The organism is Segetibacter sp. (assembly GCF_025963695.1).
Lineage (GTDB): Bacteria > Bacteroidota > Bacteroidia > Chitinophagales > Chitinophagaceae > Segetibacter.
On sequence record NZ_JAOQAH010000115.1, the window covers coordinates 1 to 22907 of the forward strand.

Sequence of the window (22907 nt, forward strand, 5' to 3'; positions counted from 1 at the left end):
TCTCTTTTATAAATTGATAGGGTTGTCCGCCCTGCTCCCTGAAAACTGTTCGCAATACTTCATGGCGATCTACTATCGCTGATAAAGATCGCTCTAAAGCAGATATGTTTAACTGGCCAATGAGACGAAGCGTGGCCGGTATGTTATACTCAAGACTTCCCTCCAGTTGATCCATAAACCACAAGCGTTCCTGACTAAAGGAAGTAGGAATTATCTGAGGTCGGGGAGCTATTTTCTTAATAGTTGGTACCGAAGAAAGTTTCGCTGAATTTGTAATCGGGACTGATAAAGCAGCAATTGTAGGATTTGTAAAAACTTCTTTAATAGGAATTGACACTGAAAACTCCCTTTGCATTGCCGACACTAATCGCAACGCCAACAATGAATGTCCACCTAATTCAAAAAAGTTATCGAAAATACCCACCTTGTCTACACGTAGTACCTGTTCCCAAATTTGAGCTAACCTTACTTCTACTTCGTTTCGCGGTGCTACGTATTCCTGATTGAATTGAAGATTTAAATCAGGATCAGGGAGTGCTTTTTTGTCTATTTTACCATTAGGGGTTATTGGAAAACTTTCCAGTTCAACCCATAACGTTGGAACCATAAAATCAGGCAGCCTGGAATGCAAGCCGGCAGTAAAAGCAGCTTTATCAAATTTTTCTTTTTCAACTACTATATAACCAGCCAACCGCTTTTGACCTTCTTTATCTTTAACTGCCAGTACCACAGCATTAGTTACAAATTCACTTTGTAGAATTGCGCTCTCAATCTCCCCCAGTTCTATACGAAAGCCTCTGATCTTAACCTGGTCATCCACTCTTCCTACATACTCAATATTTCCATCACTCAACCAGCGACCGAAATCACCCGTCTTGTACATTCTTTGCTCCGATCCCTTACTATAAACATTAGGAACAAACTTATCGTTTGTTAATTCTGCTTTATTCAAATACCCTCTTGCGAGACCTGGGCCACTCACATGAATTTCTCCACTGACACCTATTGGGGCTAATCCTCCTGCCGAATTTAATATATAAGCAGTCCGATTATTTATAGCTCGACCAATTGGGACAGGCCTACCTATTATTGTTTCTTTAATTGTATAGTTTGTAGAAAAGTTTGAATTTTCTGTCGGACCATACATATTGATAATATGTATGGAAGGCTTTGCTATTCTAAACTTTTGAACGTGCTGCTCGGATAACTTTTCACCCCCTACAATTAGCGTTTCCAATCCTTCGAAAACTTCAATATCTGTCTCTACCAATTGGTTAAACCAACTCGTAGTAAACAACATAACGCTCACCCCTCTCCTCCTTATTTCCTCTTTTAGAGCTTCATTATCTAATAAATTACTTTCCCTATAGACAACTAACTGCCCTCCATTTAATAACATGCCCCAGTACTCAAACGTAGTAGCGTCGAAAGAAGGAGAGTTGATGGAAAGTAGAACCTCTTTATTGGTCAAAGAGGCATAATCAACACCTTTTACAAGACTTACCACCCCTTTGTGTTCTACCATTACCCCCTTAGGATTACCTGTTGAACCGGAGGTGTATATAACATAGGCAAGACTCGCAGGGGTTAAAGGAACATGTAAATTTTCGGATGAAAAAGCACTGATAGTTTCCCAATCACTGTCTAATGCTAAAAAGTTACGTCCGCCTGCTTCTTCAAGTTTGTTGATAGTACTTTTGCTGCAAACAATTAGGTCAGCGAAAGTATCATCAAGCATATAAGCAATACGGGCGACCGGATATTTTTGATCAATAGGAACATATGCTCCTCCTGCTTTCAGTATCCCTAAAATTCCTACGATTAACTCTAAAGAGCGATCCATGCAAATAGGAACTAAAGTCTCCTCTCTAATTCCCTTACTTCTTAAGTAATGTGCAAGTTTATTTGAAAGCTCATTAAGCTCCCGATACGTAAGTTCGTGACTACCAAAAGCCAAGGCAGTAGAACCCGGCGACAGTAACACCTGCTCTTCAAACAAGTCTATTATCGTTTTCTGCCGGGGATAAGCTATCTCTTTACTACTAAACTCTACTAATAGCTTATGCTCCTCCTCTACTGAAAGTACCCGTAAAAATTTTATCTCTTTTTGTGGCTGTGTAACTATTGATTTAAGTAATTCTTTAAAATTTGTCGCCAATCTTTCTATCGTATCTGCAGCAAACAAATTTGCTCCATAATCAATACCGATGTTGAGGCCATCAGCAGCCTCTGAAACGGTTACAGTTAAATCAAACTTTGTTGAATTGTAAGAAGAAGAATTGTTATTTAATAACTGCAGATTACCCAATTGTATTACCGGCACTTCTGGTGTATTTTGAACAGCAAACACGACCTGAAAGACTGGGCTTTTACCTGCACTCCTTTCTACCGGTAATATTTCGACTATTCTTTCAAAAGGAACTTCCTGGTTTTGGTAAGCTTCAAGAGTTGTAGCCCGAACTTGCTGCAAAAGTGTCTCGAATGTTGCATCAGGAGAAATGTGACTTCTTAAAGCAAGGGTGTTAACGAAATTACCTATCAAACTAGCAATCTCAGGTTGTTGCCTTCCTGCAATAGGGGTTCCAACACAAATGTCTTCCTGATTTGTATAATTGTAAAGAAGAACTTTGAAAGCAGTAAGAAGAGTCATGAAAAGAGTGGTTCCTTTGTCCTGACTTAGTGATTGTAATTCTTCAGCTAGTTTTTTATCTACTGTAAGTTTGTATGCTCCGCCCTGTAACTGCCCACCGTTTAGACTATAGTCGGTGGGAAGGCTAAGCGGCTCCAAACCTTCCAATTTCTTCTTCCAATAGCCCAGCTTCCTATCTAAAACCTCACCCTTAAGATGGTTAAGTTGCCAAACCGAAAAGTCGGCATATTGCAATTGTAATGTTTCTAATCTTGGCGAGCGATTTTCTGTGAACGACGAGTACAGTTCCACCACTTCTTTTACAAGAACCGACATAGACCAACCGTCAGAAGCAATATGGTGCATGTTTACTAACAGCAAGTGCTCATCACTGGAAATAGTAACAAGAGTTGCACGAAGCATGTAATCGGAAGATAAATCAAAGGGCTGCATCTGAAATTCCCCAACCAGTTTACTTAATAAAACCTGGTCGTTGTATTTATTGTCGTTTATAAATTCCAGGCGCCAATCTGCACTATCCAAAATGTGTTGAAAAACCTGTCCATCCTCATCTTTAAGTACTGTACGAAGAACTTCATGCCTCTGCAAAACTGTCTTTAAAGCAAACTCAAGTGCTTCAACATGCACTTGTCCTTTTAAGCGTAATACAGCAGGAATATGATAATTTGTACTACCCTCCAATTGGTCGATAAACCATAGCCGCTGCTGACTAAATGAAGCAGGAATTGACCTTATTGCTTTTCTATCGAACTTTTCAATTCTAATATAATCACCATTAACCCTTGAACTACTTTTTAAGAAGTCAATTATTTGTTGCTTATTACCTTTTATTTCACCTAACAGGTCTTTATTAAAACTTCTATTTTTTGGAAGTTTAACATGCAGCTCTTCTTCATTCAAAACAATGTCTATTCCATCTTGTTTTGCTGAGTATAATATGTCAATCGCTTTATCAAACATTCCCGGTATTATTATTTTTAATTTTCTACTAATTAAATTTAAATAACCAATAGTTCAAATTCTTCAGATGGATCTCCCTGACCAGTGTTACCTGACCGGACATCTAAAAATCTGCTTATTTCCTTAATTGTAGGATATTGGAACAAATCCTTAATCTCTAGTTCAACTTTCAACTTTTCGTGAATTATAGATTTCAACTGCATCACCATTAGCGAGTGTCCTCCTAGTTGAAAGAAGTTATCTGTAACTCCAATCGGTTCTACTCCCAACAGCTCCTCCCATATTTCAACCAGTTTCTTCTCTGTTTCAGAGCCTGCAATTACTATCTCCTGCCTTTTTGTAAAACTCTCCTTAGGATCGGGTAATGCTCTTAAATCAACTTTACCATTTAAGGTAAGCGGCATTTTTTCAAGCTCTACCCATAATTGAGGTATCATATAAGCTGGTAACTTTTCCTTTAAATATGATATCAAGCCCAATTCATCATACTTTTCCAGCGGTACAACGTATGCTACCAGCGATTTATTCCCTTCCATATCAGTTTTTGCCACAATTAAAGACTGTGAAACCGCAGGATTCTGTTGCAATACATTTTCAATTTCCTGTAATTCTATCCTAAAACCTCTTATTTTAACCTGATTATCTATCCTTCCAAGATACTCTACGTTTCCGTCGGGTAAAAACCTTCCTAAATCTCCTGTTTTATACAGCCTCGAACCTTTTTGTTTGGTAAATGGGTTTTTTACAAATTTCTCAGCTGTTAACCCGGCCCTGTTTAAATAACCTCTTGACAGCCCAGCCCCACCTAACAAAATTTCGCCTGGTACACCTATTGGTACTAATTGTCCATTGCCATTGACGATATAAGCAGTTCGATTGCTTAACGGACGGCCAATTGGAATCGAATTATGTAGTTCTTTAGCTTCTACACCATAAGTCAGTGAGAAGGTGGTGTTTTCAGTTGGACCATATCCGTTTATAACTTTTATCAAAGGAAATCTTTGCCGTACTTTTTCTATGTGTTTTTCAGACAGCCTTTCTCCACCTACCAGTATAGTCTCTAAGGGTGAAAAAACAGTAATGTCTGTTTCTACCAGTTGATTGAACCAACTAGAGGAAAACCACATTTTTGTTACTTTCCTTTTTGTAATCTCTGATTTAAGTAACGTGCTGTCAAGTAATGTGTTTTCTGTAGTTAGTACCAGTTGTCCGCCGTTTAGCAACATGCCCCAGTATTCAAAAGTGGTAGCATCGAAAGAGGGTGATCCGGTTGACAGCAAGACATCTTTCTCTGTAAAAAGTACATAATCAACTTCTTTAACCAGGCTTACAACGTTGCCATGTTCAACCATTACTCCTTTAGGCCTTCCGGTTGAACCGGAAGTGTAAATAACATATGCCAAGCTGGATGGCTGCAGCTGCGCTTCGACATTCTTTTTCGACTGGCTACTTATCTCTGTCAAATCTTTGTCTATGTTAAATAACTCAACTCCGCTCTGTCCTTGCAATTTGTTGCTGCTTTCGCAACTGGTTATTATTAACGTTGCTGACACATCTTCAAGCATAAATTTTATCCTTTCAGCGGGGTAATCTGCATCTATTGGTACGTAAGCTCCTCCGGCCTTCAAAATTCCCAATATCCCTACAATCAACTTCAAGCTTCGCTCAATACATATAGGAACACATACTTCTTCTTTTACGCCCTTATTTCTCAAATAGTCACCCAAGCAATTCGCTCTTTCATTAAGTTGTAAATAGGAAATCTCCTCATCTCCATAAATGACTGCTGTAGCGTTTGGAGTTTTAGCAACCTGTTCCTCAAAAAGATCTATAATTGTTTTGTGTTTAGGATAATTTGAATGCTTATTATTTAAATCCTCTAATAGTCGCAGCTCTTGCTCGTGATTTAAAATCCTCAACTGACCTATCTGCGTTTTAGGTTCCGCTACAATTGACAAAAGCAGCTCTTTAAAACAACTGATTAATTGCGCTATCGACTTCTCGTTATATAAATCAGTACAATATTCTATACCGCCCATCAACCCCTCCCTCGTTTCTTTAAGACTGAGGGTAAAATCAAACATTGATGTAGTATGCGGAAGAACCTCGTTATACACCTGAATGTCAGAAAGGTTAATATTTGGAATTTCGGGAGTATTTTGCAATACAAACATTACCTGGAAAACCGGCCTGCGGCTCATATCCCTTTCACTTGCTACGGCTTCAACTACTTTCTCAAAGGGTACATCCTGCTGTTCAAACGCCTCAAGAGTTGTTTCCTTTACAACTTGCAGTAAGCTGGTGAAAGGAATTTCTGCGTTTAGATGAGTACGTATAGCAAGCGTGTTAAGAAAAAATCCTATCAGCCCTTCAACCTCCTCCTGCATACGTCCTGCAACCGGGGTACCTATGCAGATGTCCTCCTGCCCTGTGTACTTATGCAACAGAACTTTAAAAGCTGTAAGCAACGTCATGAATAATGTAACTTCCTGCTTTTTGCTTACTGTAATTAGTTTATCAGAAAGTTCCTTTTCAATAGTAAAATTTACAACAGATCCTCTTGAGCTTTGAATAGCAGGCCGGGGCGAATCTGTCGGCATATTTAGAGGAGAAAGGTCCGCCAGCTTTTCCTTCCAGTAACTAATCTTTTTATTGAGAACTTCATCGTGCAAGTAGTTGCGTTGCCAGATAGAATAATCAGCATACTGCAGTTTAAGAGGAGCCAAATGAGAGCGCTCACCTTTTACACCTCTTTCATATAACTCTATAACCTCTTTTACAAAAATAGAAGTGGACCAGCCGTCAGAAGCTATGTGATGCATTGTAATCACCAAAACGTACTCCTCGTCACCCAGTTGAATTAATGTCGCCCGTGCCATTAGATCGTTTGACAAATCGAATGGTTTCTTCATCTTCTGAAAAATCAATGTTTTTAATTCTTCCTGATCTTCCTTGTATCTTTTCTCATTTATAAATTCCAACTCTGGTTGCTCGTCGGGAAGGATGTATTGATACCCAAAACCTTTTTCCTGCCTAATCACAGTTCTAAGAACTTCGTGCCTCCTAACCACTGCTTGTAGTGCATTTCTTAATGCCTCGATGTTTAAATTACCTTTCAGTCGTAATACTGCAGGAATATGGTACTGAACACTTCCTTCCAGTTGATCAATAAACCATAACCGTTCCTGGCTAAATGATAGAGGAATCTTTGCCGGTCGTGGGGCAACTTCAATGGATGGAAGTAAAATTCCTTTTTCCTGTTTTTGGATAAAACCAGCCAATCCTTCAACCGTAGGATGAAGAAATAAGCTTTTTATTGAAAGTTCAACCTGAAGTTGCTTACGAATAGATGACACTACCCGCATGGCTAAGAGAGAATGGCCGCCGACTTCAAAAAAATTATCATCTACGCTCACCTGTTCCAGTTTCAACAAATTTTGCCAAATACTTGCGATTGCTCCTTCTGTGCTGTTTCGGGGAGCTTTATATTCTGTCTTAGCCTGAGATGACACACTCAATTGAACCAAGGCTTTTTTATCAATCTTTCCGTTAGGTGTGGTTGGAAAAGCTGACACTTCAATGATAATGGAAGGTATCATAAAACCGGGAAGCCTATCCTTCAAAAATGCAAGAATATGATCTTTATTAAAAACCTGTTGGGGCACTATACATGCAACCAACATATTGGTACCGGAATTATCTTCCTTAGCAATAACGACAGCTTCGCGAACGGATGAACTTTGCAGCAGAACATTCTCTATCTCCCCCGGCTCAACCCTGTATCCACGAATTTTTACCTGTTCGTCTTTTCTGCCAATAAATTCAATATTTCCATCTGCCAGCCATCTGCCAACATCACCCGTTTTATACATCCTTCCACCTAAATCACTGCTGAAAGGGTTAGAAACAAACTTATTTTTTGTAAGATCTTCATTATTTAAATAACCCCTCGCGACGCACAAGCCACCAATACAAATTTCTCCCGGAACACCTATTGGATTTAGCAATCCTTCCTCTCCTACTATATAAATATCTGTATTTGCAACTGCCTTTCCGACGACGGACTGTTTATTGTATTTTTTGAGATTGTTGTGGTTAATTATATAGAACGCTGATGAAACTGTACACTCAGTAGGGCCATAATGATTCGAAAAAGTGGCCCTTGGGTAATAAGATAGATACATTTCTACATCGGCGATATTTATCTTTTCGCCGCCGAGAATGATAAGCCTGAGAGATTTGCAAACATCATGAGCAGTGAAATTATCAGCATTTATAAGCTCTTTAAAAATGCCAGGTAGGGTTTTAATATAAGAAATGGAGTTTTGATAGATATAGTTCAAAACCTCCTTGGGATCTAATTCGTTGCTCATCGGCAGGTGAAGCGATCCACCTTTTACCAGTACGGGCCAAATGGCGGTCATTGCTCCATCGAAGCTAAATGATGAAATTAAAAGAGAGCTATCTTCCTGCGCTATTTTATACTCGGCAGTAAACCAGACAAGATGTTGAGCAATTGAATTGTGTTCTATCTGAACACCTTTGGGGGTTCCTGTAGAGCCAGAAGTGTAAAGCACATAAGCAAGGTCTTTTACTGTAATGCCTGCACTTAAGTTGCCAGTTGGTTGACTTGCAACTTTATCCCATTGACTATCTAAGACAATTATTTCCGAACTTTTGCGGATGGCTTTTAATTTATCAGAATGAATTTTAGAGGTTAGAATAACATGAGCGTTTGTGTCCCTTAGCATGAAGCCTATTCTTTCTTCAGGATAATCAGGATCGATTGGAACGTAAGCGCCGCCTGATTTTAGGATAGCAAGAATGCCGATCATCATTTCAAAAGAACGATCAATACAAATAGGAACAATAGTTCCCTGCTGCACGTTGTGGCTTTGTAAAAAGTGAGCCAGCTGGTTTGAAAGACTGTTGAGTTCCTTGTAAGATAATTTCTTGTTACCTAAAACTAAAGCTGTATTGCCAGGAGTGGCTGCGACCTGTTCTTCAAATAATTGCACTAAAGTTTTTTCCTCCACTTGCCTATCCAGCGCTTTGTTAAACTCCCTTAATATTTGATATTCTTCTTTTGCCGAGATTATAGGAATAGCGGCAATTTTTATGGTTGGCTTTTCCGTAATAACCGATAACAGTTCAATGAAATGACCAGACATTCTCTGAATTGTCTCTTTAGCAAAAAGGTCTGTATTAAAAACAATACCTCCAACAAGTCCAGTTGGCAATTCCCTTACATTAAAGGATAAGTCAAATTTTGAGCTTTTATTTTCAAACTCCTCTGATGATAGTTCTACATTACCAAGCCGCACCCGTGGTATTTCGGGGGTATTTTGTAAAGTAAACAATACCTGAAAAAGTGCATTTCTGCTTAGGTCTCTTTCTTTCACTACGGCTTCTACCACTTTTTCAAAAGGTATATCCTGATGTTCAAAAGCTTCAAGTGTTGTTTTTTTAACTTGTTCCAATAGCACGTCAAAGGCGTCACCTCCATCAATCTTGCTACGCAGGGCAATCGTATTGAGAAAAAACCCTATCAAACCTTCCAGTTCTTTATAGGTTCGGTTTGCTGTAGGGGTGCCTACGCAAATGTCCTGCTGCCCGGTATACTTATACAACAACACTTTAAAAGCAGCAAGTAAGGTCATGAATAACGTGGCACCACGCTGCTTGCTTAGCGTCTGTAACTTCTGTAATTGCTCTTTATCTATTGTAAAAAAACCTACATCCCCCTTCGCACTTTGCACAACAGGACGGGGATAATCAGTTGGTAAATTCAGTGGCGCAATACCTGCTAATTTTGCTTGCCAATAGCTCACTTTTTTATCCAAATGGTCGCCCTGCAAAAAAGTTCTCTGCCAGATTGAATAGTCAGCATATTGAATTGAAAGAGGCTCTAAATTAAAAGAACGTTGTTCCGTATAGGAACTATACAATTCAACAACCTCTTTTACGAGTATAGATACAGACCAACCATCAGAGGCTATGTGGTGCATTGTAACTACAAGAATATTGTTGTCATTGCCTGCAGTGATCAAATCTGCACGAAGCATATAATCTGTTGACAGATTAAAAGGTCGTTGAATTAATTCCTGAATTTGCCCGGTCGTGCTTTTCTCAATTCCATCCGCAACACTGTCAACAATATTCAGCTTCCAATTTTCATGTTGTAGAACAACCTGGAACTGTTGACCCTCGTGGTCCCTTATTATCGTTCTAAGAATTTCATGCCGCTCAACTATTTTTTTGAGAGAACTGCTCAACGCCCTAACATCCAGCCTTCCTTTTAATCTCAGAACCGCCGGCATGTGATAAGCAACTGATCCTTCTAACTGGTCAATAAAATGCAGCCTTTCCTGGCTAAAAGATAAGGGTATATGTTCGGGCCGTGGATTTACAACCTTAATAGTAGGTTCTAAGGCTTCATGGGTATTGCTACTAACCAGGAGGCCTTCTGAAAAGGCAGCAATAGTAGGATACAAAAACAGGTCTTTTATACCTACTTCAAGTTTTAATTTGCGACGCAAGGACGAAATTACTTGCATTGCAAGTATAGAATGCCCTCCCAGTTCAAAAAAATTATCGTAGATGCCTACCTTTTCTAAGCCTAATATTTCCTGCCATGTGTCTGCTAACTTCTGTTCTATTTCATTTCGCGGTGCTACAAATTCCCGGTTTTTGGTACCTGTTATTTCAGGATTTGGTAAAGCCTTCTTATCTATTTTTCCATTGGCAGTTAAAGGAAAGCCTTCAAGTTGTACCCAAACTGCCGGCACCATAAAATCTGGAAGCTTACTATTTAAATACGCATTAGCAGCTTCTGTATTAAATAAACCTTCGCTTACCACATACCCAACTAGTCGTTTATTTTTGTTGGCATCTTCTTTAGCTACCACAACAGATTGGCGAACTAATCCGCTCTGCTGCAGTACACTTTCTATTTCTCCCAACTCAATTCTAAATCCCCTGATTTTTACCTGGTCATCTATTCTTCCAAGGTATTCTATGTTTCCATCTGGTAGCCACCGTCCCAGGTCGCCGGTTCTGTAAAGCTTCGAGCCTTGTTCCGTAGTAAACGTATTTTTTACGAACTTCTCTGCTGTTAATTCCTGCCTGTTAAAATATCCCCGAGCTACCCCTGCTCCGCCTATACATATTTCCCCTACGACTCCTACGGGTGACAGTTGATGGAGGTTGTTAATTATAAAGATTTGAGTATTTGCAATAGGTTTCCCTATAAGTACCGGCTTTTCCTGGCGCAGCCTGTAAAGGGTACTGTACGTTGTATCTTCTGTTGGCCCATATAAATTTCTGACTTCTATCCTTGCCAGGTCGAGGTTCTCTTTAATGTGCAATGAAATAGGCTCGCCCGCCATGTTCATTACAGTGATATTATCAAGATTAACTTCCTCTTTTATCAGGTTTCCAACTACAACTGGCACCGTGTTTATTAATACGTTGTTATCCCCGGGTAAGTATTTGCTTATTTGTAAGCCATTTTCGATTATCCTTATCTTTTTCCCGGCCGCTAAAGGATAGAACAGTTCGTATACAGATAAATCAAAGCTTATTGAAGTGGAAGCATATGCGATGTCAAAGTTGCCTGAAGCAAATTCGGTACGGCACCAACAAATAAATGAATACACATTCGAATGCTGAATCATTACACCCTTAGGCCTGCCAGTTGAACCTGAAGTATATATTATATAAGCAAGTTGATTGGGTGAGATACTTGCCTTAAGATTGTTGACTGGTTGTTCATCCAATACTACTTTGTCAATTTCTATAGCCTTTGAACGACTCGTAGTTGGCAGACCAGCTGCGCAAGCACTGCTTGTTATAATTATTGAAGCCCGGGTGTCTTCAAGCATAAAGGCGATCCTTTCTGTAGGATATGAGGGATCAATAGGCACATAGGCTCCACCTGCCTTCAATATCGCCAGAACCCCTACCACCATCTCTAAGCCTCGTTCAATAAATATAGGCACAAGCGTTTCGGCTCCTACTCCCCGGGTATGTAAGTAACGTGCTAACTGGTTCGATTTTTCATTAAGCTCTCTATACGTTAGTTGCTTTTGTTCAAACACCACAGCAACCAACTCAGGAGCTTTTTCCACCTGTTCCTCAAATAGATCAATAATTGTTTTGTCTTGAGGATATAAAACGCGTGTATTGTTAAAGCCGAAAAGTAACTGTTGCTTCTGTGTAGGGGTATTAAGTTCTACCTCACTAACCTCTTTAATTCTACCTCCTGTAATTTGTATTAAAACATGCTCAAACTGATCTTTTATCTGGGCCACGTAGGCTTCGTCAAGCAAGTAGTCGTTAAAGCTGAATTTTACATTAATTTGTTCGGCGCTGTTTACGAGTACAGTTAAAGGATAATTGGTTTGCTCGCTTAATTCAACGTTATCAAATTGCAGGCTCCACTTCTTTGCGGATATAATTTTACTTACAGGGTAATTTTCGAATACTAAAAGACTATCAAAAAGATCACCTTGTATTCCTGACCATCTTTGAGTTTCATGCAAGGGCGAATACTGGTGCTCACGAGATTTAACCTGGTCGGCTTGCATTTCCTGCAACCACTCCACAATATTTACCTTTTCATCCAGCCTGCTGTGTAATGGTAACGTATTAATGTATAAGCCAACTTTTCTCTCTACTGCAGGCAAGTCATCAGGACGACCCGATACAATCACTCCATACACTATATTACTGCTTCCTGTATACTGATGCAGTAAGTAAGCCCATACTCCCTGTACAATTGTATTTACAGTTAAACGGTTGCGCTTTGCAAAAGTTTGTATTTCTTCTGTTTTAGCCGTATCAATGTCTATTGATACGGATTTGTATAGCCCCGCCCCTTTTGTCCTTTCGCTCGTATTATTTACAAATGGCAAAAGTGTTCCTTGCTGTAAGCCCTTTAGGTAACCGCGCCAGTATTGTTCAGATTGCGCTTTATCTTTTCGTTCTATGTATCGGATATAGTCCTCGTAAAAATCCTCTTCTTTTAACTTAATTAACTGACCTGATAATATTTGTTCATACATGCTTAAGAACTCTTCCATCATTATGGGCAGCGACCATCCATCAAAAAGAATGTGATGGGTTGTCCAAAGCATTCTGAACCGATCTTCTCCCAATTGCATAAATGTAATGCGCATCAGGGGCGGCTTCTTAAAGTCGAAACCTTTTAACCGGTCTGCTTTTTCAAAATGCCGGATAGCTGCAGCTTTTTCCGCCTCGTTCATCGACGTAAAATCTATTACTTCGATAGGCAGTTTAACCTCTTTGTGAACAGACTGAACAGGTATATTGAATGCATCGTAATAAAATGCAGTTCTAAGTATGCTATGGAGTTTTAAAACGTAATTCCAGCTTTCTTCAAATACGACGAGATTGACATTAGAGATATCGCAAGCAAATTGGGCGATATAAGCCTCGGCTTTTTGACTGAAAAGGCCATGAAACAACATGCCTTCCTGCAGTCCGCTCAAACGATATATGGACGATATATCTTTAGTTTTTTTAAAACCTGATGGCTTTCCATTATTCGAAATATATTCCACCAGTTCATCTCTGTGATCCTTTATAAAATCTATAACCTGCTTATTGCTTCTTATTGCCTGTATTTCGTCGTTGGTTAATCTACTCTTGTCGCCAATAAGATTCAGTTTCCCATTTTCAACGGTTAGCGAAAAATAAGATTTATTAAGATTAGCGACAAATTCTTGTAATTGCATAAAATATGGGTGGTTGTGGAAATTGTCTTCCTAAATACCAGCTTCTGTTTTATATGGGTTCATTGTTGCGTCGCAATCACTTCACCCACATATCAATTGGCAGCTTTTTATATTTTTCTTATTATAGTACCGATTAAAATTCTGTGCTGTAGACATCATAAGTCGACAAAGGGCTGCATAATGAACCACAGTACAAGTGAGTGACACAACAACTGCTCACACTAAAATTAATGTTGGGGGACAAAAGTCTTAATTAAAAACTCATTATATTATCGTTGTCATCTTCCAAAAAAGCGTCCAGCTCCTCATAACTTATAGCTGAGCCGAGACCATAATCAGAAGGGGTGTACACTACGCCTGATTTGCTTTGCTGCAGGCAATGACTGATCAACAATTGAAGATTTGTTACAAATTGATTTGCGAGCCCTTGTATTGTTGGCGAATTATAGTGCCTGGTGCTGTAACTCCAATGTAAAACCAATTCACCTTTCCTTATATAACTATTTACCGAAAGTTTTTCAGTTACGTCGTGTTCTTCACTTTTACCGGCACCTGTCAATTCGTTTGCTACGGCAAGCAGTTTACTTTCTCTGACTACATTATCCAGCTGCCCGAGATAGTTAAACTGTATGTCCCACGTATCTTTTTGTAAGGTTTCTTCCTTGTTTATATATCTAAGAACACCGTATCCAAGCCCCTTATCCGGAACCATGCGCAACTGCTCTTTCACCGTTTTAATTAAATCGTCAAGCCCACCTGCATTAGCCACTTGTAACGTCAACGGATAAAGGGTGGTAAACCAACCAACTGTTCTTGTCAGATCTATTTCATCAGCAATGTGTTCCCTTCCATGCCCTTCCATACCAATAACAACGGTGTCGGTGTCATTCCAATCACTGATCGTTTTAACCAGGGCACAAAGCAACATATCGTTTATCTCAGTGTGGTACACCCGCGGCACTTCCTGTACCAAATTTCTTGTTTGTACCTGGCTAAGCCTTACACTAAGCGACCCGGTTTCCTTTGCCTTAACTGCAAGTTTATACTCCCTATCAACCATCAAAGGTTTAAAGCCTTTCACCGCTTTTTGCCAATATGGTATTTGAGAAACTACATTAGCGCTTTGGCCGTACTTTTTAAGTGCCTCATGCCATTGGCGGTACGAACTTGTCTTAGTACCCAAATCAACTTTCTCTTTGCTTATCGAAGCGTTTAATAAATTTTCCAGCTCCTCCAATAATATTCGCCAGGACACGCCATCTATTACCAGGTGGTGTACTACAATCAACAATCGATTTCTAAGCTCTGATGCGGGTGTTTCAATTAAGACAACCTGTAATAGCCTTCCTTTTTGGATGTCAAGACTTCTCTGGTACCTATCGGCCGTTTCACTTATTAATAAACCTAATGACTCGGCTTGTTGAAATTTCAAATCTTCAGTAAAAACAGGAACATCTTCTATTTCTTCCAGGTATTCCTGTTGCCAGACGCCGTGCTTTTGATAATATTTGAATCGCAAGGCATCGTGGTGCATTAGAAGCTGTTTGACCACCTGCTTTAGTTCCGCATCGACTACTGACTTCTCTATTGATAATAATACACTTTGATTGTAGTGAGAAACCTGCTCCGGCACTTTTTCGAAATACCATTGCTGAATAGGCAAGAGACCGCTTGAACCTTTCAATACGCCTTGTTCGCCTTTAGCTTCTCCAACTGCCTGGGTAGTCATAAAAACTGCCAGGGCGGATATAGTTTGATGGTTGAAAATGTCAGTTACTTCAAGATGATAACCCAACTTCCTCATTCGGCTAACTACCTGGATAGTGAGAATTGAATCTCCTCCGAGCTCGAAAAAGTTATCGTGTACCCCCAAGTCGTCCACTTCAAGGAGTTCCTGCCAAACTTCCACCAGTTTCTGTTCTAATTCACTTTGCGGTGCTTCATATTTGTTGTTCTCTTCCAACTTCTCGTCGGGATCAGGTAAAGCCTTTCGATCAATCTTTCCACTGCTTGTTAGTTTAAAGCTTTCAACTGCGATCCAACGGGAAGGCAACATATACTCCGGCAACTTACTTTGCAAATACACTACCACGGCGTTTTTATCAAACTCCCCATCCGGTACTACATAAGCGATCAGACTTTTGTGGTTTTCTTTATCATCTCTTACCACCACCACTGCGTGGCTGATCATGCCACTTTGAAGTAGTACGTTTTCTATTTCACCTAATTCAATTCTATATCCCCTTATTTTAACCTGTTCATCTAATCGCCCCTGGTATTCGATGTTGCCATCTGGCAACCACCGGCCCAAATCGCCGGTTCTATAGATCCGCAATTTCGAATCCTGATTAAATAAATCGGGGATGAATTTTTCTGCTGTAAGGTCCATTCGGTTTAAATACCCTCGGGCAACCTGGGCTCCTGAAACACAAATTTCACCTGTACTACCCAGTGGAGATAACCCCCCAACCTTATCAAGTATATATACTTTTACGTTAGCGATGGGCTTGCCTATTACAATTACCCCATCGTGCCTTATTGGATTGTCGGTGAGACTTACGCAAACGGTATTTTCGGTTGGTCCATATGCGTTTATCAGCCTTACACCCTGGTCTTGTATTCGTCGTCCAACTACCTCATTCAAAGGCTCTCCTGCTGATACAATTGTTTTAAGCGTACCTAACGAGTCGAGAATAATGCCTTGATATGACGGAGGAAGAACGGCTAGTTCTACTCCATTTGTGCGAATAATATCTTTAATTTTTTCGGCAGAAGTAAGATCTTCTTTAGTGCTTAAGACTAAAGTGCCTCCACTAAGAAGTGTATTGAATATCTCATAACAAGATGCATCGAAGCCGAAAGAAGCAAATTGTAGTGTCTTCATTTCCGGCTTCAATCGTAGCGCTTCTGCCTGACCCATCGCCAGATTAACCACACCTCGATGCTCAACCATTACCCCCTTTGGCTTACCTGTTGATCCGGAGGTATATATTACATAACAAAGATTGCCTGGTTTTATCTTCAGATCTAAAGCATGTACCGACATGCGGGCAATAGCTGACCAATCAGTATCTAATTCTATCACCGCGTCTACCTGAGAACCTGCCAACTTCGATCGTACTGATTCGCTTCCCAAAATCACTTCTGCATTTGTATCACCTAACATATACGTAATGCGTTCAATTGGATACTCGGGATCAACAGGCACATACGCCGCTCCTGATTTTAGAATCCCAAATATTCCTACCAGCATCTCGATACTCCGTTCAATACAGATGGGGATTAACATCTCCTGCCTTACACCGCGACTCTGCAAGTAGCGCGCTAATTGGTTCGAGCGCTCATCGAGTTCTTTAAAGCTTATTTGATCATTCTTAAATATAACTGCCGGAGAATTTGGTCTTATAGCTACCTGCTCGTTAAATAGGTCAATGATTGTTTTATCTGTTGGGAATGGTGCAGCGCTATCATTAAATTCAACTAATAGCTTATTTCTTTCTTTGTCTGTTAACAATGGTAAACCATCCACTACATTTTGTGGCCGGGTCGCAACCGAATTCAGCAACACTTTAAAATTGTCAACCATCCGGTAAATTGTCTCCTCGGTATAAAGTGCGGTACTATACTGAATGGTTCCGGTTAACCCGGCACCCGTCTCAGTCATTCTAACAATGATGTCATATTGGGCTGTTGTTTGCTCGTACCCGGCTAACGACAGTACCAATTCACCTAACCGCAGCTCAGGAACTTCGGGTGTGTTTTGTAATACAAACATCACCTGGCATAAAGAATTTCTACTAAGATCCCTTTCCTTTACTACCCCCTCAACCACTTTTCCAAAAGACACCTCCTGGTGTTCAAAAGCCTCAAGTGTTGTTTCTTTTACGGCTTGCAACAAATTTAAAAAGGAGTTGTCGCCGTTAACATTGCTGCGTAACGCTACTATATTTATAAAAAACCCAATTAAATCTTCTGTTTCTTTCTGCTGCCTGCCTGCAAGTGAAGTTCCAATACAGATATCTTGCTGGCCACTGTAGCGATACATTAGCACTTTAAAAGCAGCGAGTAATGTCATGAACAAAGTGCAACCTTGTTTCTGACTTAATAATTGCAGTTGATCGGACAGTTCTTTGTTAATGCGAAAGCTTTTTATTGTACCGGTGGGTACCCAAACAGCAGGTCGCGGAAAATCAGTTGGTAGTTGAAGCGGCGCTATTCCCTGCAACTTATCTTTCCAATATTCTAATTTCTTATCTAAAATGTCTTTAGTAAGATGATTTCTCTGCCATACAGCATAGTCACTGTACTGGATCTCGAGGTTCTTTAAATTAGGTAGCCGGCTTTGCAACCGGGATTCATACAACTCTATCAATTCCCTTACTAAAATCGACGATGACCAGCCATCAGACGCAATATGATGCATCGTTATTAACAGCAAATGCTCCTCTTCACCCGTAGAAAGGAGATCTGCGCGAAGCAGATAATCTTTTGAAAGGTCAAATGGCTTTTTTATCAATCCTTCTAAAAATTGCTCCCGGCCTTTTTGGTCGTCTTTGTATCCGGAGGCGTTTATAGTATTAAGCTGCCAATCATCAATATCTCTTACTTGCTGATAACCGGTGCCTTCTTCTGTACGTATTACGGTTCGAAGAACCTGGTGACGGTCTACCACCGTCCTCAATGCAAAACTCAGGGCCTCTTTATCGAGCCTTCCTGTTAGAGTTAGAATAGACGGTAAATGATAAGAAACGCTTCCTTCTAATTGATCAATAAACCATAGCCCCTCCTGGTTATAGGATAGCGGAAGATTAAGAACTTTATTCCTATCGGCTTTATTTATTTTGTTTACAGATTTGTCTCCCCTTTCATTCTTTATAAGAAAATCAAGTATAGATTGTTTGTTTTCCTTTATTCTTTCTAATAGATCCTTATCTAAACCTTTGTTCTTAGGAAGCTTTAGTTGAAGCTGTCCGTCGTTCAAAAGTATATCTACCTGGTTCTGTTTGGCCTGGTACAACAGATCTATAATACTCCTTTCATTCATCATTCTATATTAACTATTCTATAAGGTGACTATTTCAAATTCTGCTGAATCATCTTCTAACGTGTAAATGTTCAACTGTATTTCAATATACTTACTTAAATCACTAATTGTTGAATATTCAAATATATCCTTTACCAACAATTCAACTTCCCACTTTTCCCTGATAGCAGCAATAACCCGAATTGCAAGGAGTGAGTGGCCACCTAATTCGAAGAAGTTGTCGTAGATCCCTATTCGTTCAATACCCAATAAATCTTTCCAAATGTTTGCCAAAGCGATTTCTACATCAGTTGAAGGCGCCTGATAATTCTGCTTATTTACTATACCTCTGTCTTCTCTTTTTGCTAAAAATGCCCGGTCAACCTTTCCATTACTTGTTACAGGTAAATGACTGACTGCAATAAAATCAGCGGGAACCATATAGTCGGGCAAACTTTGTTGCAGTGTTCCCCGGATATCTTTCTGTAGGATGGCAGCTATGTCTGAAAATAAAGGAATATTGGTATAACCTTTATTGTTCCTGGCAGTACTAACGTTTTGATATGGTTGCAGAATAAGTTTATTCGACTTATTTAATTCAAAAATTATATTTACCCCGAAAAGCTCCTCATCCAACAGCAACCTATAATTGTAACCTTTGTTTTCCGCATATGTTACCAGGTCTGTTATTGCTTTACTTTCATCGCCCTCCGTCCCAACCATGTCTAGCAGGCCTCCTACCATATTTACCTGTTTATCGGCTATAGCCTTAAATAATATTTTCTCCCGCCACAATCTCGGGTTAGGCATATCGGCTATAGCAACAATGGGTTTACTTACATCAAGTTCTTTGACAACATTTGCAATAGTGTTTTGGTCTGTCCATTTATTCCACTCAATCTTCTCAATTTGCACCTGTTCGCCTACATGAATAACTACGTTGTAACGATATAATGACAACTCATTGCTGTAAGACCCTTTCTTCCATTGTATATTAACATGTGTTATTTCTGGAAAGATGGATTGAAGGTGGTAAAAATAGTCTGGTGAATAACAAAGCTCTTCCTCTTTTAGTACATCTTGCTGCACTGCCCATGTAAATTCTTTAAGGCTAACCGAGGGTTGAAATTTTTCAATACTTAAACGGCTTTGGAATAATTCCAATAAGCGATAGTCACGAACATCCCCAATAATAATTCTACCCTTACCTTTTAAAAGTTTAATTGAGTTGCGAACCACATCAGTCATGTAGTCCTGGCCGGGGAAGTATTGAACAACTGAATTTATAATTACCGTATCAATCTGTTCTTCCTCTTTTATTTTGACCTCATGGGCAGCACAAACATATAGTTCAGTATTGCCATAATCCCTCAACCCTTTATTTATCCAGGTTTGAATTTGATTGACGGACGAGCGTGAGAAGTCAGTTCCTATATATTTTTTCACCTTCCCTGCCAACTGATAATAAATTAAACCTGTACCACACCCGATCTCCAACACGTTCTCCGGCTTCTCAGAAAAAATGAGATCCACAATATCTTTCAACCAGTATTGCATTTGTTCTTCCGGAATAGGTAACCCTGTAAAGCTGTCGTTCCAACCTATTATGTCAAATTCGGGATCTACAGTCTCGTCTAGTGTAGACGCAAGGTATTCGGTGTTGTAAAGAGCGTTCCATGTTGACACCTGCTTCTCATAAAGCTCGCGCTCTTTAGCTTTGACAACTTCCATAGCTGGAACGTAGTAACCTATGAGTTTAAGATTACTTTCATCTTCAGGTTTCGCGATGACCGCAGCCTCATCCACCAGGGCTGTTTCTTCTAAAACATTTTCAATTTCACCAATTTCAATTCTATAGCCACGAATTTTTACCTGGTCATCTATTCTTCCTAAAAACTGAATATTACCGTCGGACTGCCATCGCGCGACATCACCGGTTCTATATAATCTCTCATTACCATTCCCTGAAAATGGATTAGATATAAATTTCTCAGCAGTTAAATCAGGACGATTTAAGTAGCCGCGGCAGACTTGCACCCCCCCGATATACAATTCACCAGGAATACCGACAGGGCAAATATTATTGTTCTTATCTACTATGTAAGTTGAGACATTTCCAATTGGTCTTCCGATCGGCAAATTGTTTATTTTCTCGTCTCTATCTAAGTTCGCCAAATACTCCACTGCAGTTACCGTAGTTTCTGTTGGTCCGTATTCGTTATAAAAATCAGCCTTAGTCTTCCATTTATCTGCCAGTTCTTTTTTGCATAAATCACCGCCGGCGATAACCCGCTTTAAACTGACCAGGCTATAAGGATCTAAACTGGCGAGAAACGAAGGAGTTGTATGTAAATGGGTTATTTTCTTTTCCTGTAAAAAGCTTTCAAAAAGATGTGTTTCTAATTGCAAACCTTCGGGGAACAAATAGAGCGCTGCACCATTAAACAAGGCCAGAAATATTTGCTCGACCGATGCATCGAACGAATAATTGGAGAATTGTAAAATTCTTTCTGCACTATCAATATCAAAAGTCTTTGTTTGAGTATTAATAAGGTTTACAACCGAACCGTGTTCAATCATTGCCCCTTTAGGCTTACCTGTAGAACCCGAGGTATAAATTACATAAGCAAGGTTTTCGGGTTTAACTTTTATTGAAAGATTTTGTCCGGCGTTTTTATTTATTTCTGAAAGTTGTTCATCTATTTTAATTAAGTGCACTTTCTCGCAACCTTGTAATTTCTGAACCTGGAGTGTATTGGTTACGACTATTGCTGCCGCAGAGTCTTTTATTATGAATTGTATTCTTTCGATAGGGTAAGTAGGATCAATTGGAACGTATGCTCCACCAGCCTTTAAAATAGCCAATATTCCAATCATCATTTCTAATGATCGTTCGATGCATATTGCTACAAGTGACTCCTCATTTACCCCCTGCTTCACCAAATAGTTAGCTAACTGATTTGACCGCTCATTTAATTCGTGGTAGGTTAATTCGAGATTTTTAAATACAACAGCTGTGTTGTTGGGAGTTTTTGCTACCTGCTCTTGAAACAAATCTGTTATGGATTTGTCTTTGGAATATGGTAGATGTGTGCTATTGAATTCAACAAGCAACCGGTGCTTTTCTTCTTTGCTCATCATTTGCAATTCACCTACCCTTTGCTTTGGCTCGTTAGCCACGGAAGTAAGTAATTGCTTGAAATGACCAAGCATTCTTGAAATTGTTTCTCTTTTGAAAAGATCGGTACAATATTCTACCAACACTTCGAGTTCGGCATTTCTTTCTGTTATGCTAAAGGTTAAATCGAATTTAGAGGTGTTGTGTTCAGATGCTTCTATAACGAATTCGACATCGCCCAGTTGAAGCTGTGGAACCTCCGGAGTATTTTGCAGGATAAACGTAACCTGGAACAGGGGGTTTCTGCTTAAATCTCTTTCCGTAACTATTGTATCCACTACTTTTTCAAAAGGCACTTCCTGGTGTGCGTATGCCTCAAGCGTAGTCTCCCTTACCTGCTTTAATAAGTCTACAAATAAAACATCACTGTAAACTTCACTTCTAAATGAAAGCATGTTAACAAAAAAGCCAATTATCTGCTCAACTTCATGCTGGGAGCGACCGGCTATTCCACCACCTACACAGATATCGCTTTGACCTGTGTAACGATGAAGAAGAACATTAAACGTGGCCAACAGAGTCATGAATAAGCTCGTTCCCTGTTGCTGGCTCAACTGCTGCAATTGATCAGATAAAGTTTTGTCTAAATACAACACTTCGGTAGCACCACGGGTACTTTGTATAGAAGGTCGGGCATAGTCGGTTGGTAGTTGAAGTGGAGCAACATCGGCCAGCCTCTGTTTCCAGTATGAAAGCTTTTCGTTAAGGTTCTTTTCATTCAGATAATTCCGTTGCCATATTGAATAATCTGCAAATTGTAACGGCAGGGGCTTTAATTCTAGTTTTAAATCCTCGTGGAAAGATTTGTATAGTTGTACTAACTCTCTTACAAGAATAGATCTTGACCATCCATCGGAAGCAATATGATGGACAGTCAGCACCAACACGAATTCCTGTTCACCTAACTTAATTAAGTGCCCGCGCATCATATCATCCTTTGATAAATCGAAAGGAATATTGATCAGTTCTTCTGTATATTCTTTTAATTTTTTATCGTCCTGTTTATAGCGTATTCCGTCTACGATCGTTAAATGCCATCCATCTTTATCTTTTATAAATTGGTATGGTTGTCCATCTTTTTCCCGAACGACCGTACGAAGTATTTCATGTCGGTTAACAATTGTTCTCAACGCGTACTCTAATGCGCCAATATTCAAATCGCCTTTCAAACGTAATACTGCAGGTACGTGATATTCAAGACTTCCCTCCATCCTATCTATAAACCACAATCTTTCCTGGCTGAATGATAAGGGAATATGTTCTGGTCGTGGACGTATCACTTCTATTGACGGAAGCACTACTGCTTCTGATTTTTGAGCGAGCTGCGCTGCCAGCAGT

General features: G+C 39.7%; 4 protein-coding genes. All 4 read right to left on the reverse strand.

Features of this window, described 5'->3' with window-relative positions; translation table 11 throughout:
• Nucleotides 1–3610: amino acid adenylation domain-containing protein (locus JWR87_RS19420; RefSeq protein WP_297823411.1), on the reverse strand; the 3610-nt coding region annotated here is incomplete at its 3' end.
• Between the two features lie 38 nt (nucleotides 3611–3648).
• Nucleotides 3649–13368, reverse strand: a complete 9720-nt coding sequence (locus tag JWR87_RS19425; RefSeq protein ID WP_297823413.1) for a non-ribosomal peptide synthetase — start codon at nucleotides 13366–13368, stop codon at nucleotides 3649–3651.
• A gap of 253 nt (nucleotides 13369–13621) precedes the next feature.
• Nucleotides 13622–18415 carry a non-ribosomal peptide synthetase gene (locus JWR87_RS19430; protein WP_297823415.1) on the reverse strand — a complete coding sequence of 1598 codons (4794 nt, stop codon included), beginning with the start codon at nucleotides 18413–18415 and terminating at the stop codon, nucleotides 13622–13624.
• A 15-nt stretch (nucleotides 18416–18430) separates the two neighbouring features.
• A partial coding sequence (locus tag JWR87_RS19435; RefSeq protein WP_297823417.1) for an amino acid adenylation domain-containing protein occupies nucleotides 18431–22907 on the reverse strand: 4477 nt, incomplete at its 5' end.

Excerpts from the sequence above, each read along its gene's own strand:
- JWR87_RS19425 (WP_297823413.1), bottom strand. The coding sequence starts at position 13,368 with ATGCAATTACAAGAATTTGTCGCTAATCTTAATAAATCTTATTTTTCG.
- JWR87_RS19430 (WP_297823415.1), bottom strand. The coding sequence starts at position 18,415 with ATGATGAATGAAAGGAGTATTATAGATCTGTTGTACCAGGCCAAACAG.